At 34.0% G+C, this 25456-nt stretch carries 35 protein-coding genes; 12 read left to right on the top strand and 23 right to left on the bottom strand.

The annotated features are described in order from the left end of the window. Positions 1-249 precede the first annotated feature (249 nt). Complete coding sequence (locus DWQ18_01540) at positions 250-444, top strand: hypothetical protein (GenBank protein ID RDJ34642.1); 195 nt, start codon at positions 250-252, stop codon at positions 442-444. On the opposite strand, the gene DWQ18_01535 is transcribed toward DWQ18_01540, so the two are convergent. Then, a complete protein-coding gene (locus DWQ18_01535; protein ID RDJ34641.1) occupies positions 435-1115 on the bottom strand; it encodes a hypothetical protein in 681 nt (226 codons plus the stop codon). The two genes, DWQ18_01540 and DWQ18_01535, sit on opposite strands and share 10 nt — an antisense overlap. A gap of 76 nt (positions 1116-1191) precedes the next feature. Further along, positions 1192-1728 carry a macro domain-containing protein gene (locus tag DWQ18_01530; GenBank protein ID RDJ34640.1) on the bottom strand — a complete coding sequence of 179 codons (537 nt, stop codon included), beginning with the start codon at positions 1726-1728 and terminating at the stop codon, positions 1192-1194. 40 nt (positions 1729-1768) lie between these two features. Here DWQ18_01530 and DWQ18_01525 point away from each other — a divergent pair, with 40 nt between their 5' ends. Further along, positions 1769-2071 carry a DUF3892 domain-containing protein gene (locus tag DWQ18_01525; GenBank protein ID RDJ34639.1) on the top strand — a complete coding sequence of 101 codons (303 nt, stop codon included), beginning with the start codon at positions 1769-1771 and terminating at the stop codon, positions 2069-2071. Positions 2072-2321: 250 nt separating this feature from the next. On the opposite strand, the gene DWQ18_01520 is transcribed toward DWQ18_01525, so the two are convergent. The 7 genes from DWQ18_01520 to DWQ18_01490 form a co-directional block, all read right to left on the bottom strand. Then, complete coding sequence (locus DWQ18_01520) at positions 2322-3650, bottom strand: UbiD family decarboxylase (GenBank protein RDJ34638.1); 1329 nt, start codon at positions 3648-3650, stop codon at positions 2322-2324. Next, complete coding sequence (locus tag DWQ18_01515) at positions 3643-3984, bottom strand: hypothetical protein (protein ID RDJ34637.1); 342 nt, start codon at positions 3982-3984, stop codon at positions 3643-3645. The genes DWQ18_01520 and DWQ18_01515 overlap by 8 nt, the downstream gene beginning before the upstream one ends. A 17-nt stretch (positions 3985-4001) precedes the next feature. Further along, on the bottom strand, positions 4002-4244 hold the full coding sequence (locus tag DWQ18_01510; GenBank protein RDJ34636.1) for a hypothetical protein: 243 nt from the start codon (positions 4242-4244) through the stop codon (positions 4002-4004). A gap of 429 nt (positions 4245-4673) precedes the next feature. Then, on the bottom strand, positions 4674-5297 hold the full coding sequence (locus DWQ18_01505) for a hypothetical protein (protein ID RDJ34685.1): 624 nt from the start codon (positions 5295-5297) through the stop codon (positions 4674-4676). Between the two features lie 60 nt (positions 5298-5357). Further along, on the bottom strand, positions 5358-5693 hold the full coding sequence (locus tag DWQ18_01500; GenBank protein RDJ34635.1) for a hypothetical protein: 336 nt from the start codon (positions 5691-5693) through the stop codon (positions 5358-5360). A gap of 35 nt (positions 5694-5728) precedes the next feature. Further along, on the bottom strand, positions 5729-6070 hold the full coding sequence (locus DWQ18_01495; protein ID RDJ34634.1) for a transcription factor: 342 nt from the start codon (positions 6068-6070) through the stop codon (positions 5729-5731). Beyond that, on the bottom strand, positions 6067-6543 hold the full coding sequence (locus DWQ18_01490; GenBank protein ID RDJ34633.1) for a queuine tRNA-ribosyltransferase: 477 nt from the start codon (positions 6541-6543) through the stop codon (positions 6067-6069). Before DWQ18_01490 ends, DWQ18_01495 begins: the two co-directional genes overlap by 4 nt. 93 nt (positions 6544-6636) lie before the next feature. On the opposite strand from DWQ18_01490, the gene DWQ18_01485 reads away from it, so the two are divergent. The 4 genes from DWQ18_01485 (at position 6637) to DWQ18_01470 (ending at position 10333) form a co-directional block, all read left to right on the top strand. Continuing rightward, entirely contained in the window at positions 6637-7677 is a 1041-nt protein-coding gene (locus DWQ18_01485; GenBank protein ID RDJ34632.1) for a phosphate uptake regulator PhoU, read from the top strand. A 61-nt stretch (positions 7678-7738) separates the two neighbouring features. Next, positions 7739-8173, top strand: a complete 435-nt coding sequence (locus DWQ18_01480) for a hypothetical protein (protein RDJ34631.1) — start codon at positions 7739-7741, stop codon at positions 8171-8173. 104 nt (positions 8174-8277) lie between these two features. Beyond that, on the top strand, positions 8278-9933 hold the full coding sequence (locus tag DWQ18_01475) for a GHKL domain-containing protein (protein RDJ34630.1): 1656 nt from the start codon (positions 8278-8280) through the stop codon (positions 9931-9933). Positions 9934-9964: 31 nt separating this feature from the next. Next, positions 9965-10333, top strand: a complete 369-nt coding sequence (locus DWQ18_01470) for a response regulator (protein RDJ34629.1) — start codon at positions 9965-9967, stop codon at positions 10331-10333. Here the strand turns inward: DWQ18_01470 and DWQ18_01465 are convergent, their stop codons facing one another. Beyond that, positions 10334-11182: a hypothetical protein gene (locus tag DWQ18_01465; protein RDJ34628.1), complete on the bottom strand. Its 849-nt coding sequence runs from the start codon at positions 11180-11182 to the stop codon at positions 10334-10336. It abuts the gene before it with no gap. Positions 11183-11569: 387 nt separating this feature from the next. Here DWQ18_01465 and hflX point away from each other — a divergent pair, with 387 nt between their 5' ends. The 4 genes from hflX to DWQ18_01445 all read left to right on the top strand — a co-directional run bounded on the left by hflX (position 11570) and on the right by DWQ18_01445 (position 15069). Then, a complete protein-coding gene (hflX, locus tag DWQ18_01460) occupies positions 11570-12703 on the top strand; it encodes a GTPase HflX (protein RDJ34627.1) in 1134 nt (377 codons plus the stop codon). Then, positions 12684-13217 carry a tRNA (cytidine(56)-2'-O)-methyltransferase gene (locus tag DWQ18_01455; GenBank protein RDJ34626.1) on the top strand — a complete coding sequence of 178 codons (534 nt, stop codon included), beginning with the start codon at positions 12684-12686 and terminating at the stop codon, positions 13215-13217. The genes hflX and DWQ18_01455 overlap by 20 nt, the downstream gene beginning before the upstream one ends. A 25-nt stretch (positions 13218-13242) precedes the next feature. Continuing rightward, positions 13243-13758: a transcription factor gene (locus tag DWQ18_01450; GenBank protein ID RDJ34625.1), complete on the top strand. Its 516-nt coding sequence runs from the start codon at positions 13243-13245 to the stop codon at positions 13756-13758. Positions 13759-13821: 63 nt separating this feature from the next. After that, positions 13822-15069, top strand: coding sequence for a hypothetical protein (locus tag DWQ18_01445; GenBank protein RDJ34624.1), 1248 nt, complete (start codon positions 13822-13824; stop codon positions 15067-15069). A 1-nt stretch (position 15070) separates the two neighbouring features. On the opposite strand, the gene DWQ18_01440 is transcribed toward DWQ18_01445, so the two are convergent. The 10 genes from DWQ18_01440 to DWQ18_01395 form a co-directional block, all read right to left on the bottom strand. Next, on the bottom strand, positions 15071-15622 hold the full coding sequence (locus tag DWQ18_01440) for a cation-binding protein (GenBank protein ID RDJ34623.1): 552 nt from the start codon (positions 15620-15622) through the stop codon (positions 15071-15073). A 61-nt stretch (positions 15623-15683) separates the two neighbouring features. Then, a complete protein-coding gene (locus DWQ18_01435) occupies positions 15684-15935 on the bottom strand; it encodes a hypothetical protein (protein ID RDJ34622.1) in 252 nt (83 codons plus the stop codon). A 35-nt stretch (positions 15936-15970) separates the two neighbouring features. Continuing rightward, entirely contained in the window at positions 15971-16627 is a 657-nt protein-coding gene (locus tag DWQ18_01430) for a 2,5-diamino-6-(ribosylamino)-4(3H)-pyrimidinone 5'-phosphate reductase (GenBank protein RDJ34621.1), read from the bottom strand. Next, a complete protein-coding gene (locus DWQ18_01425; GenBank protein ID RDJ34620.1) occupies positions 16614-17804 on the bottom strand; it encodes a cytosine deaminase in 1191 nt (396 codons plus the stop codon). Before DWQ18_01425 ends, DWQ18_01430 begins: the two co-directional genes overlap by 14 nt. Then, a complete protein-coding gene (locus DWQ18_01420; protein ID RDJ34619.1) occupies positions 17801-18547 on the bottom strand; it encodes a GTP cyclohydrolase IIa in 747 nt (248 codons plus the stop codon). The genes DWQ18_01425 and DWQ18_01420 overlap by 4 nt, the downstream gene beginning before the upstream one ends. Further along, positions 18544-18960 carry a 6,7-dimethyl-8-ribityllumazine synthase gene (locus DWQ18_01415; GenBank protein ID RDJ34618.1) on the bottom strand — a complete coding sequence of 139 codons (417 nt, stop codon included), beginning with the start codon at positions 18958-18960 and terminating at the stop codon, positions 18544-18546. Before DWQ18_01415 ends, DWQ18_01420 begins: the two co-directional genes overlap by 4 nt. Before the next feature lie 2 nt (positions 18961-18962). Beyond that, positions 18963-19631 carry a 3,4-dihydroxy-2-butanone-4-phosphate synthase gene (ribB, locus tag DWQ18_01410; protein RDJ34617.1) on the bottom strand — a complete coding sequence of 223 codons (669 nt, stop codon included), beginning with the start codon at positions 19629-19631 and terminating at the stop codon, positions 18963-18965. A 78-nt stretch (positions 19632-19709) separates the two neighbouring features. After that, positions 19710-20291 carry a riboflavin synthase gene (locus DWQ18_01405; GenBank protein ID RDJ34616.1) on the bottom strand — a complete coding sequence of 194 codons (582 nt, stop codon included), beginning with the start codon at positions 20289-20291 and terminating at the stop codon, positions 19710-19712. A gap of 31 nt (positions 20292-20322) precedes the next feature. Next, on the bottom strand, positions 20323-21045 hold the full coding sequence (locus DWQ18_01400; protein RDJ34615.1) for a hypothetical protein: 723 nt from the start codon (positions 21043-21045) through the stop codon (positions 20323-20325). Between the two features lie 228 nt (positions 21046-21273). After that, complete coding sequence (locus DWQ18_01395) at positions 21274-21609, bottom strand: hypothetical protein (GenBank protein ID RDJ34614.1); 336 nt, start codon at positions 21607-21609, stop codon at positions 21274-21276. 313 nt (positions 21610-21922) lie between these two features. Here DWQ18_01395 and DWQ18_01390 point away from each other — a divergent pair, with 313 nt between their 5' ends. Further along, entirely contained in the window at positions 21923-22141 is a 219-nt protein-coding gene (locus DWQ18_01390) for a hypothetical protein (GenBank protein ID RDJ34613.1), read from the top strand. Next, entirely contained in the window at positions 22138-22380 is a 243-nt protein-coding gene (locus DWQ18_01385; protein ID RDJ34612.1) for an Lrp/AsnC family transcriptional regulator, read from the top strand. Before DWQ18_01390 ends, DWQ18_01385 begins: the two co-directional genes overlap by 4 nt. A gap of 2 nt (positions 22381-22382) precedes the next feature. On the opposite strand, the gene DWQ18_01380 is transcribed toward DWQ18_01385, so the two are convergent. The 3 genes from DWQ18_01380 to DWQ18_01370 are packed head-to-tail and all read right to left on the bottom strand — an operon-like array spanning position 22383 to position 25425. Next, positions 22383-23243 (bottom strand): CoA ester lyase, encoded by an 861-nt coding sequence (locus DWQ18_01380; GenBank protein ID RDJ34611.1) that lies wholly within the window; start codon positions 23241-23243, stop codon positions 22383-22385. Positions 23244-23294: 51 nt separating this feature from the next. Continuing rightward, positions 23295-24335, bottom strand: a complete 1041-nt coding sequence (locus tag DWQ18_01375; protein ID RDJ34610.1) for a threonylcarbamoyl-AMP synthase — start codon at positions 24333-24335, stop codon at positions 23295-23297. Between the two features lie 19 nt (positions 24336-24354). Beyond that, positions 24355-25425, bottom strand: a complete 1071-nt coding sequence (locus DWQ18_01370) for a Zn-dependent oxidoreductase (GenBank protein ID RDJ34609.1) — start codon at positions 25423-25425, stop codon at positions 24355-24357. Positions 25426-25456 lie beyond the last annotated feature (31 nt).

Below are 25456 nucleotides of genomic sequence, written 5' to 3'. Positions count from 1 at the left end.
AAACCGCGTATAATTTCTACTAAGCCGTGAGTTAAGATAGTGTGCCCATCAGGTAGGCGATTAAAACTGATCCCAGAGTAAAAAATTTCAGACATTCTTGGTAAAAGATGGATAAAATGATTTGTGGATGAAAAATGCCATATGAAGAAGACAAATTACAAGGATTTGAAGAAGAGGAAAATCTAAACAAATCAAAAAAAAGTTAATTTTTTCCAAAATAATATTAGATTGTACAAGGATGAATCCTAAATGAAATGGTTATTGTGGACGGGAATAGCCTTTGTTGTTGGTGGTTTTACAAGTTTAGCAATTACATTAGGAGCGACAGGTCAGCTTCACTTTCTTGAGGATCTTACATCATACAGTACTGGATGGATAATTATTGGAGTTGTACTGATAATCTTTGGTTATTTACAAAAATCAAAAAAAGCTTTTCAGAGCTGATTTAATCTTTTAAAGGCCTGAAAATCAGCTTTTGCCTGTAGATATGCAGAATATGCTGCGTCTTCAGCGGCGTCTGCTGCATCAAGTGCAGCCTTGTTTGTATCAGTTGGATTCTGTTTGTATGTGTCTCTTGCTGAATCCTTTGCATCTTTAGCTGTATCCCAAGCAGATCTAGCAGTTTTTACTTTTTGCCATTCTGCATCAATTAGTGCTTTTCTTTCTTTTTCTGCTGCTTCAGCTTTTTTTCTTTCCTCACTCTTTTCTTTCTTTTTGATTTCTTTTTCAGTTTTTATTGCCTTTTGAAGATCTTTTTTTGCATCGCCCAGTGAAGTCTTGAAATTTTTTAAATCATCTTTTGCCTGTAGATATGCAGAATATGCTGCGTCTTCAGCGGCGTCTGCTGCATCAAGTGCAGCCTTGTTTGTATCAGTTGGATTCTGTTTGTATGTGTCTCTTGCTGAATCCTTTGCATCTTTAGCTGTATCCCAAGCAGATCTAGCAGAAGCTAAAGTTGCCTTTGCTTTATCATATTCTTCTTGAATTTTTTGTGTCTGTTCTTCTGCCTGTTCTCTAGCAGTACTGCCAGCTGCATTTGCAAATGGAATCATTTGTGTGAAAAGAATAACACTTGCAAAGATGGCAATTGAATACAGATGATATTTTCTTCCCAACCTATGTTATTTTAAAGTGTGAATAGTATAGAAATTTCCAATTTTTGTTTGTATATTATAAACAGAGGAATTCACCCTACGGGTATGGCTTGCTTATCTCTTTTTGAAAATAGACAAACGTTTCATCATCAAAAACACACATTTCAAAAATATTCAACGGTGAATCATTATTTCCTTTAATGAAATTTTTAATTTCTTCAACAATGATGTGGGCACATCTGTCTTTTGGAAAACCAAATATTCCTGAGCTTATGGCAGGAATGGAAATGCTTGAAAAATTCTTTTCAGAAGCTAGTTTTAGTGCACTATGAACAGCCATTCTTAATTTAGAATCTTCATTACCCTCGCCCATCTTTGGGCCCACAGAGTGAATGACTGCAAAACATGGAAGATCTCCAGATGAAGTAATTGCAGATGTACCAACAGGGACAAAACCAATCTTGTTGCTCTCCTCTTGAATTATTTTTCCACCTTTGGTGACAATTGCTTTTGCAACACCTCCACCATGCTTTAGCAAAGAATTTGCAGGATTTACAATCACATCAACATTCCTAGTTGTAATATCGTCTTTTATCAAACGTAGGGTTTTTTGTGAAATTATTCGCTCAATCAAGACTTGTAATTTTATATTTGCATAATTTTACAGTTTTTTTATGGGAAAATGGGCTGACTATCTAATTTCTGCTGTAAAGTATGACACAAAAAATCGAATCATTCAGGTTAGACAGCATCAGGATTTTGGAGAAAAAATTGGCGAAGGAGAGATTATTGATAGAGATACCCTAACTTCAAATCTAAAACATGGAAAAACCTACATGACTGTTTTTAGCTCAAATAACAACTGGAAGCCTGGGGATTATGTCAGAATTGTGAAAATGCCTGGGAGTTATTCGATCAGAACAGATAGCAACAAAGTAGAGCATGATAACCTAAAATTTGTCTTGGAGTTGGAATGAATTTAAAGTGCAAAAAATGCAATGTTGACCTTAGCAAGCAAATCATATGTGCTGGGATGCTTTGTGTAAAATGCTACGATGAAAACAGTTCAAATTAGATATTACATAATTTTTAGATAATTGGAACTTAAGACCAGCAACGGCAGTAAGCTGGTGAGAGCTCCAATTGTCTTTACTTTGTGATTTTAGTATAAAGGGTGTACTGATAATTTCTACGAAAGTACTTTAATAGAATTTTACAATGAAACTTTTACAGATAATCTTTGAGGGAGATTTTATCTGCTTTAGGAATTTTTGCTAACTCAAATCCTTCTGGTCTTTTTGATAATGGCCGTGTAGCATCGATTCCCATCTTTGCAGTCTTCAAATTCTTTTGATCACTAGAGGGGTCAAGGCTAGATCCTCGTACATTTTTTATTATTACTAGATCTTTATCAGCTTGAAATCTAGTAGCCATTGCATACTCAACGGCATCTGATGAATTTGGATCAATATCAGAATCGACTATTGTCACCTGTTTTAGAGATCGATGAGCCTCAAAGGTCTTCTGGATAATTTTTTTTGGATTAGATTCTTTTTTCTTTTTGATTTGAACTACAGCATGAAGCCAGTTACATCCTCCATTTGTCATGTAAACTTTTTGTGTTTCAGGAAATGTTTTCTTAAGAACCCCATTAAGTTTTGATTCAATTGGCATTCCCATGAGTAGGCGGTGTTCTGCAAATCCTGAAAGAATGTCATGGAAAATTGGGTTATTCCTATAGTACATTGATTCTAGTTCAAAGACAGGTTGGTTTCTTTTGTGATCATATGTTTGAAGCATCTCAACCATCCATTCGGGATGGGTTTTATCCTTGAGTATTTTGCCTTCCAAAACAATTTCTGCTCCAGATGGAACATTTAGACCAGAGAAAGGACATGTAGTTAAAACAAGCTTTCCTCCAAGGATGGAATTTGCTATGTTCAGTTCATCTTTTCCCCATTCTTCCTGATATGCCCCTGCAATTGATATTGCTGGATGAACGCCTATAGTAATGGCTACCTTGAGGTCTTCTCCATGTTCTTTTGCATCAGTAAAACATCTGTGAAGGTGTCTTCCTTCAACCATCCTCACAGAAAGATGATTTTTGTCAATTGGCATAAGCCTATGAAACGATGAATTTTGTTTTCCTGTCTCAGGATTTTTAACGTAAATTATTGATGATGTGATAAAAGGTCCGGACTCTTTTTCAAAATGAGTAACAATTGGAAGTGAAGAAATAGTGTTTGATTTGTTTTCCATAAATTTGCCAAGTTTCGTGATTTTGGGTTTTTTGGAATTGGAAATCGCATGAATGATTTTTTTATGTATGTCGTCCTCTTTTGATCCTACGGATTGTGCAAATCGCTTTCGTGTCCCCACTAAATTCGAGATGAGTCTAAATGGGCTTTCTTTGATATTCTCAAATAATAGGGCATCATTACCGTCTGCCTTTGCAGTAAGTGCAGCAATTTCATATTTTGTAGAAACCTTCTTTTTTATGGTTCTTAGCTCATGATTTTTTTTGATTTGAGAAATATAGGTTCGTAAATCAGACATTTCTTATCATCTCTGTTATCTCACTCATTAGGGTTTTTGCAGAATTGGGATCTAGCTCACTTTGTAAAAATGCAGAAACTATGGCAATTCCTCTCATTGTGGTACTAATTCGTTCAGCAGTTAATTTAAGAAAAAGAGATTCAGTTTTTGATGGAATAACCGTTGTAGTAACTGGAGTTGGGCCGGTTGCTAGTGAAACGACCATTGAACCAAGTTTTTCGGCACCTTCGGTGACAGAAACGAAATTACCATTTTCGAATTTTAGTACTTGCACTAAAAACTGACGTCCATCAACATCAAGGGTTTTTTTACAAAAACCGGATGAGGTTGTCAATAAGGTTGGATCTAATCTTATGCTTTTATTGCTATTGCTTCAGCTTCTTTGGAGTCGGCTTCTACTCTTGCTCGTAGTTTTGCCTTGTACTTCAAATTGCGTGGTTTTGTTCTCAGTCTGTATCCACAGCATGGACACCAGAGTCCCTCCCACTTGATGAAGATTTCACAAATTTGACATCTTCTTTGTCCAGACGCATATCTGCCAGTTCCGACAGGCTTTTGTGCCTTGTATCTTACGCAAATTCCTTTACATGTCATTGTTGCTCACTTTGTATAGATTTCGTTTGTATATAAGGATGGATCGAGAATTTTTACAAAAATATCACAATTTTTTTGAAAATATTTAGTTGATCGATTAGAAAGAAATTATTTGTTTCATGAAAAAGCAATAAAAGATGTATAAATATCTATAGCTCTTTTGAAATTCGTTTTTCTTGAATTTCTAACATTGGGTATTTACTTTGTTTTAAAGATTTTTCAGAAATTTGGATTAAAGATGTAAATTAGATTGGAATTATTTTTTTCCCCATTCCTCATTGTTGTGACCTTTATTTTGATCACAAATTGGTTCGTTCCATTGGAATTTTACATAAACGGTTTTCATAAAGATATTAGGTTAAGCTAAGTAATAAAGTCTAGCTAAAAATCAAAAACAGAAAATTCAAAATATGATTTTAAACAATGTGGTTATCCAGTAATTGAGAGAGGTAAAACAAAATGCCTGTAGCCTTCTCTTTGTGTGATGTATTTTGCTGAAAGCTTATCACGCTTTCCTCTTTGATTGTAATTTTTTATCTTCAAGCTGGTTCTCTGTTCATCAACAAACTCTAGCTCAAAGGAAGAACAAAATTTTAGATTGAGAATTTTGCTAATTTTTTTTGCAATCTCCATGTTTCCATTTCCAATCTTTACAACCTTACGCTTGGCACGCAATCCAGCTAAAATCGAAATAATATGATCAACTAGATTTTCAACTGAAGAGTGTAAAGAGCTCTCAATCTCTTTTCCAAAATAGTACACAGACAGGCCTATTCTACTTCCGGGATCAACTCCAATAATTAATTCCTCGTTTTCAAATCCTGAATCCATAACGCGTAGGATCATTCCACGTATTACAGTAGGAGGTTTGTCTAAGATCTCCTCATGAAAAATTGGTTTTTTGGTAATTTTTGGAGATTCATTTCTTGTAGTCATAATGAGATTTCCCTCGTAAGAGTCAATTTCATCGGGCAGGATGGAATCAAATTTCAGATTAAGATTTTGTAATGATTGTACGAATTTGTAATAGGGTCTTCCATACGTTGTAGCAATACCAATTCTAGTATGTTCTAACGGGTCGATAACAATCATGAGAATTTCTTTGATTTAGGTCTATGCCTTCAAAACTGTTGACACGATGTGTTTGACGGCTTGGTCAAAATTTGCATCAATTTGAGCCTGAATTTCTCCAATTTTCTTCTCGCTGTTTTGGGAGATTTTTGCAGATTCTGCATTGGCCTTTTCTTTGGCTTTGTTAATAATAGATTCTGCATCGGCTGTAGCCATTTCTCTAACGCTTATCATTAATTTGTCAATTTCAGTTTGAGATTTTAGATTAAGGCTCTTTTTCATATCGGCAACTTTGGCATTTAGGGAATCAAGGTCATTTTCCAATGAGGATAGTGCTTTAACAATTCCAGTAACCTTGGATTCTGCTACGTTACTCATTTAAGAAAAATCTCCATAATCCATACTTAAATCATTCAATTTGTGGTCAAAAGCAGTATTGCCCTTGCTAGATCGCCATTTGCCTCTGCCAAAGCGTTTTTAGCCTTTTCCTCATCAACTCCCGCCTGGGCACAGACTAGCTCAATATCCTCCTCAGAGAAGATTGGAACTTCAAGTTCCTTTTCCTCATAGCCATCTGCAGTAATTGTAAAGATAGAGTTGTCCTTTGCTTTCATTTCTGTAACTTGAGGTTTGGATAAGATAATCTCTTTTTTGTCAGTCTTTATGATAACTTCCTGGACATTGGGGATCTCTTGCATGTCAAGACCCATCTTGTCCATCATTCTTCGCATTTGGCGATTGCCTCCGCGCATCATGGTGTTTTAACTCCAGTTTCATTGTTTTTTAAACTATCTCTAACTTTTACTGCGACTCCCCTTTTCATAAACGGAATAATATTAGAAGATAAAACCGCCTTGCCAACTGCAATGACCTTATTTTTGTAAACAACAGCAGTATCTGACGAGATCTGCACATTTTTCCCACATCTTGTTACATGTTTACAAAAGACTGATTTTCCATCCTCAATGAAGGGTCGAGATTCCTCATCTACCTCGATACAGTTTTCTGCAAATTTTTTACTCTTCAAAAGAATTTGAGCAAAATACGGAGTAATTGCAAGTCCTCCATCAATTCGTAATGTACACAGTAATTTTTCTTCATGAAATACACTCTTGATTCTTCCATTTTTTTTAGAATAGGTTATCTCAAGTTTCTTTGGCAGTTGTCTAGAAACCCCAGTGCCAAATAATGCATCAATGGTACATTTGAGCTTGTAAACGGAATCCATCTGAGAATATTGAAAATTACTCTTAATATTAGTTCAATGGCAGACTATATTCTTTGAATAAAACTATATAGATAGTTGATTTAACCATATTTTGTGGAAGAAAAAGAAGAAACAAGGAAGATACAGTTTACAGGAAAATCATCATACATAGTCTCTTTACCAAAAGAATGGATAGTAGATCTTGGATTAAAACAAGGAGATCAAGTAAGAGTTTCGAGAAATGGATTATCGACATTGCAAATCTATCCAGTAAATTACAAAGCTCAAAACATCCAAACAGAAGAAGCTACAATCATGATTGATGTAGATGAGGACATATCATCTACCGTCAGAAAATTGATTTCGCTATATTTTCTGGGATTTAAAACAATTAATGTCAAACCAAAAAATGGAAGACTTAAACCAGCTCAGAGAACTGCTGTAAAGACTGCAGGTAAAAGAATGCTAATGGGTTCTGAAATAATTTCAGATTCCAGTGATGGTATTACCATTCAAGTTCTGGTTAATTTATTGGAGTTATCAGTTGATGGCGCTTTTAAGAGAATGATTCATCTCGCAAAATCAATGCTGTTAGATTCTATCTTAGCTGTAAAAGAGGTCAATCTAGATTTGGCCCAAGAAGTTATCAACACCGATGATGAAGTTGACAGATTTGGTTTCTATATTATCAGACAATTAAAGATAGCAATACAAAATGAGCACATGCTAAAGGAAATGGGTTTTAAAAATGCAAGAAATTGTCTTGGATATCGGTTAGTTGTAAAAAATATCGAACGGACGGGAGATCATGCAGCTTTTGTGGCAGAAGATTTGTTAGAATTCAAAAAAGGAATCAAGAAAGAAATTTTGGCAAAAATTCAAGAAATGAGCAATTTTGCAATAAATGTTCTTGATGAAGCATGTCTTTCATTATTCAAAGAAGATTATCTTCAAGCGGAGCAAACAATTCAGAAAACAGCAGAGATTGTAAAATATGAGAAAAAGGTTCTTGATTCCTCTAAATCATTACGTGATGATGAGGAGTTATTTAGAATAAGAAGAATGGTGGAAAACATCAAAAGAATAGCAGAATATGCTAGTGATATTGCAGAAGTGGTTCTAAACAGTAACATCGAAAAAGCACTCAAAAAATAAAATTTAGGCATACCGCAATAGGATTGGTACTCTCATATAATATTTCAATGTACACTACTTCATGAGCCAAACCGTTCTCACATCTGAAGCATTGGAAACCAGCAGAGAGAAGTCATTAGAGCCAAACGTCCTTTCTAATAGTTCAAAGTCTGTTGTTCTTTCATTTTCAAAGCCCCAAGTTTTCAGACTCTCTGGTTCCAAATGCCCAGATGTGAGACTGTCCTTTTCTAATGGAGAAAAAGTCAATGTGAGCATCTACATTGATGATTCTGGTGAGATAGACACCAGAATTCAAAAACTAGACGCATCAAGTCCAGATTTAGAAATCCCTACAAAAACAACACCACTCGGAACAAGAAGACGGGGAAGACCAAAAGGTTCTAAGAATAAACCTAAAGCAATTCGAGATGACAATCACAGCATAGTCAAAGAAATATTTGAAACAAACGAAGAGTTCAAAAGAAGACAAGCCGAAGAACTGAGACTTTTAAAATAGATACAAAGGAATTGTCTTGATTGTCACATTAGTTAATTGGAGTGGTGCAAATAAAAAATAACCACTTGTTTTTTTAATGATAATTTTTCATAGGGGAAATAATTATGTCATGGAAAGATAAGAAGAAATTTAATGCAATAATCGTACCTGTTCTAATTCTAGTCCCAATCATAATAATTGGATTTTTAATCTATGATTATACTGAAGAAAATATACGGAACTCTTTGATTGAAGAACAGATAAAAATTCAAGAGATCATTGGCAAAGGGCTTGGAAATAACATCAGTTCAGATTTAAAACTCGTAAAGCTTGAAATGAGTTTACTTTCTGAAACTGAGGAATTTGAAGAGGGATTGACGAATCCAAATGCCATACAAAAAATTAAGGAAACTTATGAAAAAATTAATTCAATTACTCCAATCACTGACGTAATTTTACTAAATAGTGAATTTCAGATTATTGGAAATGCCAGGGACGACATATTCAAAATTGCAGGGTATGAATTAGGAGAAAATTCGGTTATTAGGAAAACTATCTCAGATAAAAAATCTGGAATTACTGCAGGAGTCGTAGGAAACGACTCAATCTTGAGAATTACTGTATTGCATTCAATTAATGATGAAACAAATAATGAATTCAAAGGAATAGTGGCAACAGTACTAGAACCAAGACAGTTATTTGCCAAACATGGAAATGTATACGATGTTGATTCCAGTTTTATCGTAGCTTTAGATAAGGATGAGATGTATATCTCAAACCCTATTCATGACTTGATAGGAAAAAAATACTCAGAATATTTTGCTCAAACATATTTTGGAAGGAATCAGGTTCAAAATGAACATTATGAAAACGTGTTTTCTGGTGAAATTAACTCAGCCATCTTAATGGATAATAGACTGGGCGAAATCATCAGCACAGGACTTCCTATTTACGTGGATGGTGAATTAGAATATTTTGTATTTGTGATAACACCTACTGACATCATTCTGTCTAAAACACAGGAGAGCTTGCTGGTAGAAGAAATAAAAAATAATTTATTACTAATTGCGTTTGCTCTTTTATTCATAGTATTTTTCATAAAACGTTCAAAGAAACTCGAAAAAGAAAAGCTAGCAGTAATTGGACAGCTATCATCAAATATTGCACATGATATGAGAAACCCATTAGGAGCTATTAGAAGCTCATCAAGAAGAATAGAGAAACAAAATACACAACAAAATGAAATAATTTCTCAAGAGATTGCTCGCATAAATAGATCTATTAAAAGAATGTCACATCAGGTTGAGGGAGTTCTAAATTATGTAAGAACAACTCCGATTATTGCAAATTCTGCTTCTATACTAAACATGATAAAGTATAGTTTAGAATCTATGGAAATTCCACAAAATGTCAAAGTGGTTTTACCAGAAAATGATGTAGAAATTGAGTGCGACCCAGAGAAATTAGAAATTACATTTGTAAATGTATTACTAAATGCAGTTCAAGCTATAGGAAATGATGAGGGCAAAATCCAAATTCGCATTAAAGAAAAGAAAAATACTGTAGTTGTTGAATTTGAAAATTCAGGGCCCGCGATTTCAGAAATAGACTTGCCAAAAATTTTTGAGCCATTATTTACATCAAAGCTTAAAGGAACAGGTTTAGGATTATCAAGTTGTAAAAATATTATTGAGCAACATGGTGGAAGCATTTCTGTAAATCCAAATCCAGTAGTATTCAAAATTACTTTGCCCAAAAAGCAAAACTATGAAAGTCAGTAATGGATTTAATAATCAACTTGGATGAGAGAATATGAGTAAGGACAAGACTATTTTACTTGCAGATGATGATTCTGATTTTCTTGAAGCAACTCAATTAATGCTGATGGATGAGGGTTACAATGTTATTCCTGCGGTTGATGGGGAAGATGCCGTTGAGAAATATCGTCAAATAAAGCCTGATATCGTATTTTTAGACATTAAAATGCCGGGAATTGATGGATTTGAGACTTTTTTCAGAATTATTAAATCAGATTCTGATGCAAGGGTGGTATTTACTTCCAGTTATGCAATTAATGATGATAAGTTCAAAAAAGCAAAGAGCATGTCATTAAGAGATTTAATTAACAAGCCAATTGAGTTTGAACAGCTTGAAAAAATGATTAAAAAACATGCAAAATGATTAGGCGATTCCAGAACTAGAAAGAGCGTTTGCTCTTTGAGAATAGTATTTTTGTGCTTCATTGAAGAATTCTAAAAACCATTTCTGAATTTCTTCGTCTCTTTCAAATACCCTATGTAATTTTTGAACTCCTGGATGGATTTTTGTCTTTTTTTGTTTTCTAGTGTATAAAAGATATGTGTAAAACCAATATGAGATTTGATTTGCCAAATCCTCTTCTGAAATAGATTCAAAGTTTCTTCTATATTTTATGTGAATAAATGACATCAGTTCATAGAGAGGAATTTTTGAATCTTGAATCAGATTTGGATTATCAAGTAGCAAACCCTTTGATAAGATTTGAAGCTTGTATACATCGTCGCCTATAATTGATTTAAGATATTCCCACTTTCCAAATATTTTGGGCAAAACCGCTGAATATTGGATTGCCATTTTATCAATATCTGCATTACTTAGATTAAGAACATCCAGGCAGAATAAAATTCCGTGTAAAGATAGTCTGTATTGATCTGATGGAGTTTTTTTGTAGCTCTTTCCATCTTTTACTACGAGGCCAAGCTCTAAAATTCCTGCCGAATGTTTTCCCCTATCAGTGCGACCTATCAGTAATCGACGAAACTCTTTTTCTTTTGTTCTAATTGTTGAAATATCATTATGAAATCGAATTTTTGCCATGTCCCATGTGGTACATGTTCCATTTATGAATAAAATTTGTAATAATTTTTGTACATTCTCGTGATGTTTTATTTTTGAAGTATATGATGAACCATACAGCCGGTGAGCAGTTGGTCGAATATAGTATTTGTATGATAGTAAATTTCCATATCTCGTACCTTGATCCTGAGGCATACCGCATTTGGGTTGGTATTCTGATATAAAACGATATCTTAATTTTATTAGGACATTTTTCCCCTGCTAATGTTGGGCTTCTTAATTTTTTTAGAAGCCCAACGTCCTACTTGTTATTGAGATAATATTCATGCAGAAAAATTTAGAAATACCATACCGCAAAAGGATTGGTAATTTGATATATTCTGGAAATATTGGTATTTCATGAAGCAAACAATAGTTTACAAAAACAAAGGGGAAGAAATATCCGATACATTGGAAGACCAAAAAATAGCAAAGTACCTTGACATCTTGAAGAGATATCAGAGTTTGATTCCGTCAGTTAATAAGCAAACCTAGTGAAACGAACCTTTAACATACGATAAAGGACATGAACTCTATCCACACATGCAATCAGCTATCCTAATTACGTATGATAAAGATGATATCAAAAACGAAGCGGTAGCTTTGTGTGATTCTGCAGGATATCAGATCTTGCATATTATACAGCAGAAATTTCTCCAACGCCAAAAATATGGAATAAGCGAAGAAATTGTTGAAAGGCTAGACACTATTGCTCAGAAATTAAATCCCGATGTCATAGTTTTTGATGAAGTTCTAAAACCGAGTCAGAATTATAACCTTGCATCAAAATTACGAAGAAATATCCTAGACAGGGAAACCCTAATTTTGGAAATTTTTGAGCGCCGTGCTTCCAGTTCAGAGTCACATTTGCAAGTAAAATTAGCACAAATGAGATACGAAATGTCCAGAGCCAAAGAAAAAGTAAGACTTGCAAAAATTGGTGAACAGCCAGGATTTATGGGAATTGGTCAATATGAAGTTGAAACATATCATAATGATATTAAGCATAGAATGCAGACTGTAAAATCAAAATTAGAAAAGGCGGGAAAACAAAGGGAGCTTCACAGAGTTTCAAGAAAAAGACAGGGATTCAAAACAATTTCTCTTGCAGGATATACATCTGCGGGAAAAACTACATTGTTTAATGCCTTGACTGGAGAGACAAAAGAACAAAGCAGTGAATTATTTACCACATTATCAACAACCATAAGAAGAGTTACAATTGATCAAGTGCCATTTTTAATTTCAGATACAGTAGGTTTTATCAGTAAACTTCCGGCATATATGATTGAAGCATTTAGATCAACACTAGAAGAACTACTTTTTACAGATGTTGTAGTGGTGGTGATCGATATTAGTGATTCTGGGGTTAACTTGAGAAAAAAATTTGCCAGTTGCCATAAAACTTTGAGTGAGCTTGGGGTACAACCCGATAGAATAATTTTTGCAATGAACAAAGCAGATTTGGTAGATATGAGTGAGATAAATGAAAAAATTAAAAGCATTGGATTGGAAGAAAGTAAAAAATGGATTCCAGTTTCAGCAAAGTCTGGTGAAAATATTCAAAAATTAAAAGAGTTGATCAAGGAAGTATTAGACGGTCAGCAAACTCCAACAATTATAAAAAATCCATACAAAGAAGAGTTGGAAAAATTTTATGACAATCGAAGTTCTTAGAATAGGTCAAAGAGTAGTCAGAGACGACAGAGTGACTACTCATGTTGCTTTGGTCTCCAGAGCATTTGGAGCATCAAAAATCTTCATGAACGAAGTGAATCCAGAGATTAAAGAAACATTAGAGAAAATTAACGAAACTTGGGGAGGAGATTTTGTAGTTGAGTTTATTGAAAATTGGAAAAGTGTACTAAAAGAAAAAAAGAAGAATTCTGTGAAAATTATCCATTTAACTATGTATGGGACTGAAATAAACCAAATTGACGATAAGATTCAAAATGAATCAAACATACTAATCGTAGTCGGTGCTGAAAAAGTACCCAGAGAAATTTATGAATTATCTGATTACAACGTTTCAATTGGCAACCAACCACATTCAGAGATTAGTGCACTGGCAGTATTATTAGACAGAATACAAAAAGGGAAACAATTTGATGTAAAATTTTCCAATGCCAAAAGAGAGATCATTCCAACAAATGAAGGCAAAAGGGTTATCGTGAATAAAACAAGGGATTAATAATAGATGGAGAAGAAAATAATCGTTGATTGACAAGTACGAAGATCCATTTGTAAGAATTGCCCAAATGATTGGGGGAGATGAATATCTCAAAGTTGCAAGGTCTCTACTAAAAGCAGAAGATGCTACAGATGAAGAGATTGCAAGCTCAACAGGTCTGAGAATCAACATGGTAAGAAAAGTACTGTATGATTTGTTTGGAAAATCTTTGATTACGGGAATTAGGGTCAAGGATGAAAGAAAGGGATGGTTTGTGTACAGATGGCGATCAAGAAGAGAAGAAGTAGAAAATTTTATCGAAAATCAAAAGAAAAAGATTACAGAGAGACTACAACAAAGATTAGATTACGAAAACTCTTCAGAATTTTATCATTGTGGTAATGAAGATTGTCCGAGAGTAACATTTGAAGATGCACTTGAAGGAATGTTCAAATGTCCATCCTGTGGCAAAGTTCTTAATTTAAAGAAGAATGACAAGGCAAAGAAAGCGTTTGCAAAGAAAATTGATGAAATTAAAAAAGACATGCAACAAACTTTCTAAATCAGACAAAAAACATTCAATATTGTAGAAAAAACTAATTAGAAAAAACCCATAGATAGATTATTGAATAAAGTTATTACAGTTCCAAGTTTTTTTCTTTTTGTCCTAATTTTTTGTTTAGTTCAAAACGTTTACGCCTCAGAAATTCAATTTGATCAGAATGTTTATCCAATTCCAAATGACGGCTCAGAGTTAAAAATTTCCATTAGAGTTATTGATCAGGATTTCAACATCTCACCCAATGGAATTGATACCATTGCACAAGATGTCACAGGAGAGCCAGGAGTAGGACCAATCAAGATATCAGTTGTGAGAGGAGAATCAGTTGTTTTAGGATACGCGGGGGGAGAAAAAAGCAATAATGGAAAAATAGATTCTCACCCTCTTGCAAGTACTCCGGAAGAGAAAGCAAAGGTCAGGCAGTTTGGGCCAATCCAAGAGATTTCACCACAATCGGGAATTTTTGAGTTTGAAATTAGATTAAGAAATACTGATGGTCCTCAGAGTTCTAAATGTCCAACAATTATCACATTTTCAGGAATTAAAGAAGGCGATGGTTCCTCAGAAGTTAGATTCGATGACACAGTAGGTTCATCACAGCACTGCATATTACAGGGGGATGTCATTAAAGTAGAATATTCTGATCCTGTTGATTATTCTGGAAATTCAAGAAGAGTGACTGATTCGGCAACATTTGGCCTTGCAAACCCATCCATAGAATCTAGTTCAACTTCCTTTCGAATAGGTCATCCGTTTACACTTGTTTTATCAGATAATGATTTGAATCTAGACAGTGAAAAGGCTGAGAGTTATTCATTAGGATTGATTTCTTTTAGATCAGATAAAATTAGAATCAGTCTAGGTGACAGAAAAGCAATTGATGCGTTTGAGCCAAGACCTTCTGTATTAAGGGAAACTGGTGAAAATACTGGCTTGTTCTATACTGTACTCAAAATACCCAGAACTATTGATGGGAAAATTATACACATAGGAGAGGAGATTGAATTCGAGTATAGAGATGGCAGTACTTTAGCGTCTGGGTATGTGGGACAAAATATTGAAAAATTTACTCTGGATGGAAGAACTGGAATCAAAGATAATTACACTACAGAATCAATTCAAGATAGTTTCAAATCAGAAAGAAGTAATCGGCCACCATTAGAGCAACATCGAAAAGGAGTATTAATACAAAATATTCAGTGTCCTCCAGATTATGAATTAGTGTTAAAGAAAAGTAACAACACCCCTGCTTGCATTAAATTGGAAAATATAGAATCATTGGTGCAGCGAGGATGGGCCAAAAGAATTTAGTTTATTGCTCAGAAATCTGTTTAGCAATATCTTCTGCAATTTTTTCATAATCGGCTCTGGTCTTACCAGTTTCTTTGAGTTTCTTTGCTTCTATCTCATGTAATTCGGTATCAATTTGTTTTGCAACATATTGCAATCTTGCTTCTGCCATCATGAAAAGACGATTATTTTCTTTCCAGAGGTGTTCGGTAATATGTTCAACATATTCTTTCATATCTGAGATTAACTTTGTTGCATCTCCAGTTGAAAGATAAGTTTTGGTTGATTGTTCCATATTTGATGCAATTTTTCGTGACTTTTCGTGTTCCATAAGCATAACAGCAATAGGACCCATGTTAGTTGGCATGCCTGCTTTACCTAATGCAGGGAAAAATGAATTTTCTTCTTTGCTATGATGGCATACATCAGTAAAATTTTTTGAAAAATCTATTACGGGTAAAAGAATTGATTCAGGAATAGATTTACCACTTTCTAAGAGTTGAACTGTAGTATCCATTGATTTAATGACTTTCTCAATGAGATCGTGATCTTTTCGTAAGGAAGTGGTCGACATACACACGTGTAATTACGGAGTTTAATAATTGTTAATTAGAAAATGAAAAAGAAGGTAATAGCTACTTGTTTGAAAGTTTCTTTGATTTAACAAATGCCCAAATTTTCTTTGTCATTTCACTTGGTGCAATTGGTTTTTTACCAAAGACTTGCTCAACCGTTTCTTTTCGTCCACCAAAGTTAATTGCATAACCGCCAAAGGCTTTTTTCTTAGACTTTGATTTGCTCTTGGATTTTGATTTTGTAGCTTTTGATTTTCTACTAGTTGATTTTGATTTTCTACTAGTTGATTTTGATTTCTTTTTTGTTGCCAAGATCTAAAATTTTACTGTACTATTAGTATAATAACTTACAGTTTACTGTAATGAACTACAAACTCATTTTTGAATTTACTTATATTTTTTAATTTAAATTTCTTGGATTTTTGCATATTCAAAAAACCTTCTCCCCCAACCAGAGAGGTACTGGTTTGACCGCCAACTACAATTGGTGCGATGGTGATAATAATCTCATCAACAAATCCTTTACTGATAAATTCCCAATTAGTTTTACTTCCTCCTTCTAATAATATAGTCTGTATCTTTTGTTTGAAAAGGATTTTTAATAATTTTTGAATGCTGATTCTCTTAGTACCTGCAAAGATTATTTGTAGAGGTAATTTCTTTAACCGATTCAAGTTTTTTTGAGATATATTTTGTGATACAGCAATGATGGTAGGAATTTTTTTGCAAGTCTTGATAATTTTTGAATTGGGTGGAATTTCACCTTTTGAGTCCAGAATTATTCTAATTGGGTTTTTCCCTTTATGATATCTAACGGTCAATAACGGATCGTCACGCAATAAAGTATTTTTTCCAATTAGTATTGCATCGGTTTTTGAACGAAGTTTGTGTACACGGATTTTATCTTTTTTAGAAGAAAGTTTGGAATCTCCACTTTTAGATGCAATCTTACCATCAATTGTCATAGCTGCGCTAAGAATTATTTTTGGTCTAGATCTTACCATGTACTACATTTCCTCCTATCAGAACTGTGCGAATTGTTGATTCAGATGCACGGTGAACAAGCGATGCGTAAGGATTATGCATTGGTTCTAAATCAATTGCATGTTTATCAATCAAAACAAGATCTGCTAACCTTCCACGTTCTATAATTCCAATATTCTTATGTAAAATTGATGAAGCGTTGGTTGTTGCCATTTTAAGAATTAATCTGGGATCAATTCTTTTTTTGTTTAATCCCATTGTAGCTTTCCAAAGATAATCCATCTCTCTAAACATATCAGGGGAATTGATCATTACATTATCAGTTCCTATTGCAATTGTACATTGTGATCTAAGCATTGGAAAAATATTGGGAATGCCTTCTGCTAGTGCAGCGTTTGCTCTTGGGCAAATTACAATACCCCGAGTTTTTTTTGCTGCCAAGTTAAGATCGCTATTGGATGCATATGTCATATGAACTAGAAAATGTGGTTTTAATTTCAGTGCACGTAGTACTTCGGATTTTTTTGTAGTCTTTTTTGAAGTATCTACACTCTGCTTTGTTTCGGCAGCATGGATTGCCCTTAGCTTACTCGTTTTAGAATAGTATCCTAGTACAGAATCACTATTTTCATTAGCACCGCTTATACCCAAACCATCACATTTTGCAAGAATTTTTGTCAACTCTGAAGATTTCTCTCTTGGAAAAAGAGAGTTTTTTCTTATTTGTGCTGGCGAGCTGTAATGCTCAATTCTTCCTAGAATAATTGCTCGAATTGGAATTTTTGATGTTGCCTTACGAATTAATTCTATCCCGTCAAGACCACCTTCCCTAAAATCAACAAATGTTGTAATTCCATTTTTTATCATACTTTTGCAGGTATTTTCTATAAATGCTGAAAGATGGGCAGGGTTCGATTTTTTTAGAATTTTTGGTTTTGCGCCAAACAATGGATGGATTTTTTCATCGACTGTTTTGTTGAGAGTAAAATCTTTTGCAATTGAATCACCAATGTGTGTATGTGAATTGATAAATCCAGGGATTGCCATTAATCCCTCGCAATCAATTACACTTTCATTTGAGCTTGGTTTGATACTATCTTGGATTCTATGAAATTTTTGTTTTGAAATTTGAATACTACAAGATGATTTGTAATGTAATTCTTTACCCAACAAAACACTGAGATTTTTTAAAATCATGACAATTCATAAATTTCAGGCTTTTCTTTTCCGGAATCTCTTATCTCTCTAATAGTATCAAGTGATTTTGTTGCAAGCTTGACTGCTTCACGAGATGTTTTAGCAGTTCCGATTCCACAGTTTAAGGTTATTCCATCTTTTTTTATCATGTCCAGGAAATTTCTTGCTGCAGATTTTGCATCATTTGAGCTTACAACCATAAAATTATCACCACCCATAAAGAATGTCAATGATTTGTAATTTATGAAAAATTCAGACATGGTAGAATAAAGTTTGAAGATCTTAGATGATATTTCATACGGAGACATTGTTTTTCTTTGCGAAGTCAAGTCTTCAACATCAAGATGCATTATTGTAACTTTTGATTCAGACGAACCGTTTAGAATCCCATAGATGTTGTGTTCTTGATTTAGAATTTTTTTTGTTTTTTTCCCCTCGTAAGCCTTTAGATTGGCATCAAATGGATTTTCGGCATGCCCAATGGACATTGAAAGACGGATATCAAATTTTGACTCCAAGTTTTTTTGAATTTCTATATGGTCCTCTAGTTTCAGCCCATTTGATACAACAAAGAATTCATCAGAGCGATTTAGAAATGTAATACAGTTTTTTTTAGAAAATTGAGACTGAATTTCTTTATACAGTGAGGCCTGAAGCATCTGTAATTCATGCTCTCTATCACTGCCTAAAGTCAGGGTCCAAGGGCCATATCCAGTAATTTTGAGAATGGTAAGCTGAATCATTTCTGGATTTTATTTAATTCATTAGAGAGTTTAGAAACTGCCTCAACTGCCCTTTCGGCCACGGGACGAATTCTTGCAAGAGCGTGTCTTTCCTGCATTCCAGGTCCCGTAATACCCAATGATACAGGCTTTTTGTATTTGACGGATAATTCAGTTAAAGATTTTGCAGTTGAATTTGCAATTACTTCATCATGTTTAGTTTGACCTTTTATTATTGCTCCAAGTGTCACTACTGCATCGACATCTTTTTTTTGTAATAATGCATCTACGACAATTGGCATATCATACGCTCCAGGAACAGTAGAGGTATACTTTATGTTTAGTTTTAATACCTCTGCTTTTTCTTTTGCAACTTGAAACATTCTTGATGTAATTTTTTCATTAAACTCCGCAACGACAATGGCAATGTTCAAAATTAATGCACCTTAGCGTATTCTACTAGTTCCTTTCCATCAAGTAAAGGAATACCATTTTGTTTGGCATATTTGGATGCTTTTTCAACAGATAGTGCTGAATAGGTATCTGCATCCATCATTTCACAAATTGCAGTAACGGGTTTAAGACCTGCTAGCTGTGTTAGATAAATTGACATCTCAGTGTGTCCCTGTCTTTTGAGTAAAAGATCATTTGATGCAATCAATAGTGGAACATGGCCAGGAGTCTTAAAAGAAGAAACAAATTTGTTTTTAGGACTTTCAATATCATGTAATTTTGAGAGTTCTTTTATGGTCAAGGCTCTGTCATTATCGGTAATTCCAGTATAGGTTTGATAATGGTTAATAGATATAGAAAATGTAGGATGATCTCCGTATGGAGCAAGCCCCATTATCATATCTTTAGAGTTCTCTTCAAATGTATCTGATAAAATGTCATGCATGTATCTTAATCCAAGTGATTTTCCAAATCCATTGTCAATGGCAAGACATAGTAGGCCGCCTGCATGCTGTCGCATTCTTGCAACATGTTCAGGAGTGATTAGCTCAGCAGCAACTACCATGTCAATTTCATTTTCTCTACCCGCAGAATCATGTAAGAGAACAAATTCGCCTTGCTTTAGTGAATGGATGGCTGCATCTAGTGACATATGAAAAATCCTTTGGTTTCAGATTATAAAGTTTACTAAAAAATTGGTAATTACCACTAAATTTGTAATAAATTAGCCTTATTTTAGAATGTATTTTCCAAGAATGTCAGTTTCAATATTAACCTTGTCGCCTATCTTTTTTGTATGAAAGTTTGTAACATCGATGGTATGAGGTATCAGACAGACTGATGCTAGATTCTTTTTTACATCAACTACCGTCAAACTAATTCCATCTATAGCAATAGAGCCCTTTTTTACAACATATTTTGACAATTTTTTTGGGATTTCAAACCAGACTTGAACTTCCTTTGGTTTTTTGAGAATTTTTTTAATTATGCCAACTCCATCTACATGACCCAATACAAAATGTCCTTCTAGTCGATCATTTGCCTTGAGACTTCTCTCTATGTTTATGATGCTGCCTGGTTTTAGATTTCCTAAATCTGTTTTTTTTGTTGTCTCGTCAATCATCTCAAAATTTGCCTTATTTTTTGCAATTTTAGTAACAGTCAAACACACTCCGTTTAATGCAACGCTTTGACCAATCTTTAGACCTCTGGATTTTGTTCCAAGATCAACTGTCATTTTTACAGCGCTTCTATTCTTACTCTTTTCAATTTTCTCAACTTTACCTATTCCTTCAATGATTCCAGTGAACATTATTCAGATTCTAATGAAATCTATGAAATTATTAAGATTGTGATCGGAGTTTTTTTTCTTCCATATCATTGAATTCGTTCAAACAAAACTGATGAAAGACTGTACACTTGTTGTTTTTAGCATCCTGAAGAATTTTTTTCATATCTTTAACCAAGACTCCTTGTGCTGCTAAAAATGATTCATCTTCTTTTCCCAATTTTACATAAAGAGCTGATTTTGCTTTTTTTGCCTGCTTTATTGTAGGATCAATTTGTTGTACTTTGTCATAGCATTCAATTGATTGCTCAAATTTATTGAGATAGCTAAGTGATACTGCTTTATTCATTAAGGCTGTGATATTATTTGGTTCAAGCTGAAGAGTCTTTTCGTAAAATTCTATAGCTTCTGCATGTTGATCAAGTTCATTTAATGATAATCCCATGCTATTAAGAGTCCAAGTGTCATTTTTATCAATATCAAGCATTTGTTGACAGGATTTTAAAACATCATCAAATTTACGTAGGCGTTCTAAGGCAAAAATTTTATTTTTTAAGGCATATGTATCGGTTGGATTCATCTCCAATACTTTACTTGAATAGTCTAATGCATCTTGATATTGTCCTAAATGAAGAAACGCAGTAGTAATGTTTTGTAAACCAGTCATATCTTTTGGGTTTTTATCTAAAATTTTTTTGCAGTAAATGACTACATCATCAAATTTCTCTGCCTCAAACATTCTGGTAATAGCATTAATTGGATCTAAAAGATCAACCATCTATAATTTGAGAGGATTATCTGCTTTATTAGTATCTTTAAAATCTGTGAGTTCAAATGGACATCGTCAAGTCTTTAAATTATTTTTACGTATTATTACCGATACACTATGCTATACAGTGTAATTTCATGTCCAAGATGTATGAAGAGTGTTAGATTATGGATGACAGATGGCGGAGACAGAATAAAGGCTCAAAAATGTAATCATTGCATGGAGCAATTGTCATAACTAAAATGTAAATCCATCCTTTAACATCACTGCAAGATCCTTTCTAGAATTATCCTTATCAATTGTAAATCGTAAATTTACCATGAGTGTTTCTACCAAAATACATTGATTTTTTGTAAACTGATAATATCTTTCCAAAGCATCTTCAATTGTATTTGCCTTTTTGTATGAAGACCAGAAATTTTCATTCATCAATTCATAGTTTGCCAAAAACTGTCTTATGGGTTCTTGGGCATTAGGAGACGAATTATGCTCTAATAGTTTTAGTAAAATTTCTTCTAATCTATTATCCAAATGTGCATCATGAATTGCCTGATAGATTGATGTTGAGCTCACACTATCAATACTCTATAATAAAATAAAACAATTGAGATAGGACGACGAGGAATTGTTCTCTATCCCAGGAGGAACCACGGATAGAGTTAGTGCTTTGCTTTTTCTAGGCCTTCCTAGACAATTACCTTGACACAGCACTGAACATTGATAGAAGAACTATCATTGTTGTCCTCGTCAATATAATTACGTGAAAATGATATTTAAGGTAATTTGATTAAAAAGTGAAAATTTGTTTAATTTAATAATACTTTTTCAAATGAGTTTATTGAGAATATCAATTACCCTTCAAATATAATGATCGCCTATTTTATGTATGGCATTAGTATTTGCAAGATTTTCAACAAATGACATCATAGAACTCGCTCAGAATCCAAAATACTCTAGAGAACTGGAGAGAGTTTCATATGGCGAACTGGAATTAATCAACGAAAAGATTGGTAAAATAATTTCTGAATCCCACTATGATCAAAAACTCTTTGAGAAATTGCTTAGACTGCGAAGCTATATCGTATCAAAGTTGTGGTCAACGTGAAGAGTGAAAAAACTGTTAGTGCATATGTACTAATTACTTGTGATAAGGGCACAGAGGAATCAGTAATTGAAGAGATAAGACATGTTGATTATGTGAAAGAAGTTCAGGAGACATTTGGTGCATACAACATTATTGCAAAACTTGTTTCAAGAAAGGCTGAACTAATTAAAAAGGCAATTTCTTGGCAAATGAGAAAAATCTCAAATGTAAAATCAACATTATTGCTAATGGAAGTATAGAATTATTGCTTTTTAATTAATTCAAGTAAAGCTTTAGCTTGCTTATAGTGAACCTCATCTATCATTTTTCCCTCAACTGTTGTCGCTCCTTTTCCTTTCTTAGTCGATTCAAGATATACCTGACAAACTTTTTCTGCCCAATCAATTTCTGGTTTGCTTGGATAGAATATTTCATGAGTAATTTCAATTTGATCTGGATGGATTAAGCTTTTTCCAGAATATCCCAAACTTTTTCCAATTTTACAGTCCTCAACTAGTCCTTCTTTGTCTTTAAGATCCTGCCATATGGCATCAATTGATGCTATGCCAGCAGCTTTTGCATCAAGTGAAACTTTTGATCTGGCATATTTTGCTCCCTCAGGTTGTTTTGTATATTCTATTCCCATATCATTTAGTAGATCAAACACTCCAAAGACTATGGCACAGACACGTTTTGAGGCAGAAGATATTTCATAGCAATTAACCACGCCTTCTGCACTTTCAATGGATGGTATAATTTGGATGGGTGTTATCTTACGTTTTTTTTCTATTTTCAAAAGAATTTTTTCAATTTTTTTGAGTTCTTTTGTGTTGTTTACCTTTGGGATTACGATTCCATCAATCCCTTTTTGGATTACAGAATCAAGATCTTTTGGAATTTTTCCAGATATAGGAGAATTCGTTCTGACATATACTGCAGGTTTGTATTCAGACCTTGATTTTAGGGCATTTTTGATCAAATTTCGAGCATTATTCTTTTCATTTTCAGGAACAGAGTCCTCAAGATCAAAGCAGACAATATCAGCAGTCATTGATTTTGCTTTTTCCAAAAAGCGTTCGTTGTTTCCTGGAACAAAGATAAGACTGCGAAAGAGCCTAGACATAATGTAACTCTAATCATTTAGCCACATTAAGATTTTGGTGATTGTAGTTGGTTATTTTGTGATTACTTGGTATGCTGCCTTGTTTAATCTATTCATTATAGCAAAACCCAAGTCATTATCAGCAATCTCTTGTATTATGAGGATGTCAATTTTTTGGCTATCAAACTTTCGAAATACAGAAAACAAATTTTTTGCAATTTCTTTGGGATCTGTCCCAAGAAAAAGAGTTAGATTTGATTTGTATTTCTTGTTTTTCTGTGTGGTAACTATACCAACTCTTTTTTTCTTATTTTGGTACCTTTTGACAAGCTCTAAAATTCTTTGATCAATATTTTTGATAGAGTTTTTTAATAAAATTACTCGTGCGTTAGGAGTATAATGCTTGTATTTCATTCCAGGAGATCTTGGCTTTGAAATCTTTGTACGTTTTCCAGTAAGGCTTTGATCTAGTTTTATTTTTATTATTCCTTGAAGATTCTCTTTTGTAATTTTTCCAGGCCTTAACAAGATTGGAACTTTTTTTGTAATGTCTAGAACCGTAGACTCTAGACCAATGTCTGTAGTACCTCCATCGATTATGGCATCAACTCTTCCATAAAGATCATCTATTACGTGTTTAGCAGAAGTTGGACTAGGTTTTCCAAATAAATTGGCAGATGGGGCTGCAACTGGAACACCAGATTCTTTTATCAATAATCGTGCAATTTTGTTTGAGGGAATACGTACTGCTACTGTTTTTTGGCCACCAGTGGTAGTATCAGGTACATTTTTTGATTTTTTTACAAGGATTGTTAGAGGTCCTGGCCAATATTTGCGCGTAATTTTTTTGGTTAATGGTGGGATTTTGTCAGTTAGGATTTGCAGATCATCATACTTGTTTATGTGAACAATTAACGGATTATCAGCAGGTCTTTTTTTTGCTTTGAAAATTTTTTTTACTGCCTTTGTATTTAGTGCATTTGCGCCAAGACCATAAACAGTTTCAGTTGGAAAAGCAACCGTTCCACCGTTTTTGATAATTAATGCAGCTTGACGAATTTTGTTTATCTGAGGATTCTTTGGATTTATTTTAATTATTTTTGTTTTTGACAAGAATTAGTTTTTATTTTTACTACTCTGGTTTCATTAAGATTTTGCCAAAGAATTTACCTTGAAGCATTTTGGTATGTGCCTCTGCAGCTTGCTCAAATGTGTATATTGAATCGATTTCAGCTTTAATCTTGCCCTTACCCATCCAGTACAATCCTTGCTCCATCTCTGCTTTTGTTCCTTGAGTTGAACCTAAGACATTGATTCCTTTGAAGAATATGTGTCTAAGATCAATTTGAGCATCATAACCGGTTGTTGCTCCACAAGAAACTAGGGTACCACCATAGTTTAGTAGAGTCAATTGTTTGTTAAAGTGAGTCTGACCAATGTGATCAAAGGTAAGATCAATTCCTGGTCTTACACCAGTTTTTGATGCAATCTCTTTAGTAATTTTATAGACTTCTTTGTTCCAGTCATCTTTTCTGTGATCTACTGCATAATCTGCTCCTAATTCTCTACACTTGTCCAGTTTATCTGGACTTGCAGTTGCAATTACAGTACAGTTGTAAAGTTTAGCAATTTGAATACCAAAACTTCCTACTCCAGAACCACCACCCATGATAAGAACAGTTTGTCCTGGTGTGATTTTTGCTCTGCCTACTAACATGTGCCATGATGTTAGAATTGTCATGGAAGCTGCTGCTGCATCTTCATATGACACACCTTCAGGAATTTTTGAAACGTTTGTCTCTGGTAAATGAACTAGTTCACTGTATGCTCCCCATAATGGACCTGTCTGGAATCCCCAGACTTGTCTTTTGGTACAGTCATACTCTCTACCAGAGGTACATAATTCACATACTCTACATGCAAGATTTGAGTGAGAAACTACTCTATCTCCGACCTTGAAATTTGTAACATCTTCTCCAACAGCAACTACGTCACCTGCTGCATCAGAACCAGAAATATGTGGTAATGGGATTGCAATAGGTACGCCTCTCATTCCCCAAATATCGTTATAATTGAGAGCTGCTGCCTTTAGTTTTAAAACTACTTCGTTTGATTTTGGTTTTGGATCATCAATATCTTTTACTTTAAGAATTTTAGCATAATTATCATCAGGAGCATATTCTTCATAGACTACTGCTTTCATGAGGTTACTCTGATTTTCCCCTAATTATATT

This window comes from Thermoproteota archaeon, from assembly GCA_003352285.1.
Classification (GTDB): domain Archaea; phylum Thermoproteota; class Nitrososphaeria; order Nitrososphaerales; family Nitrosopumilaceae; genus PXYB01.
Note: the sequence above shows the minus strand (reverse complement) of the source record. Positions and strands in the feature narration are given on the sequence as shown.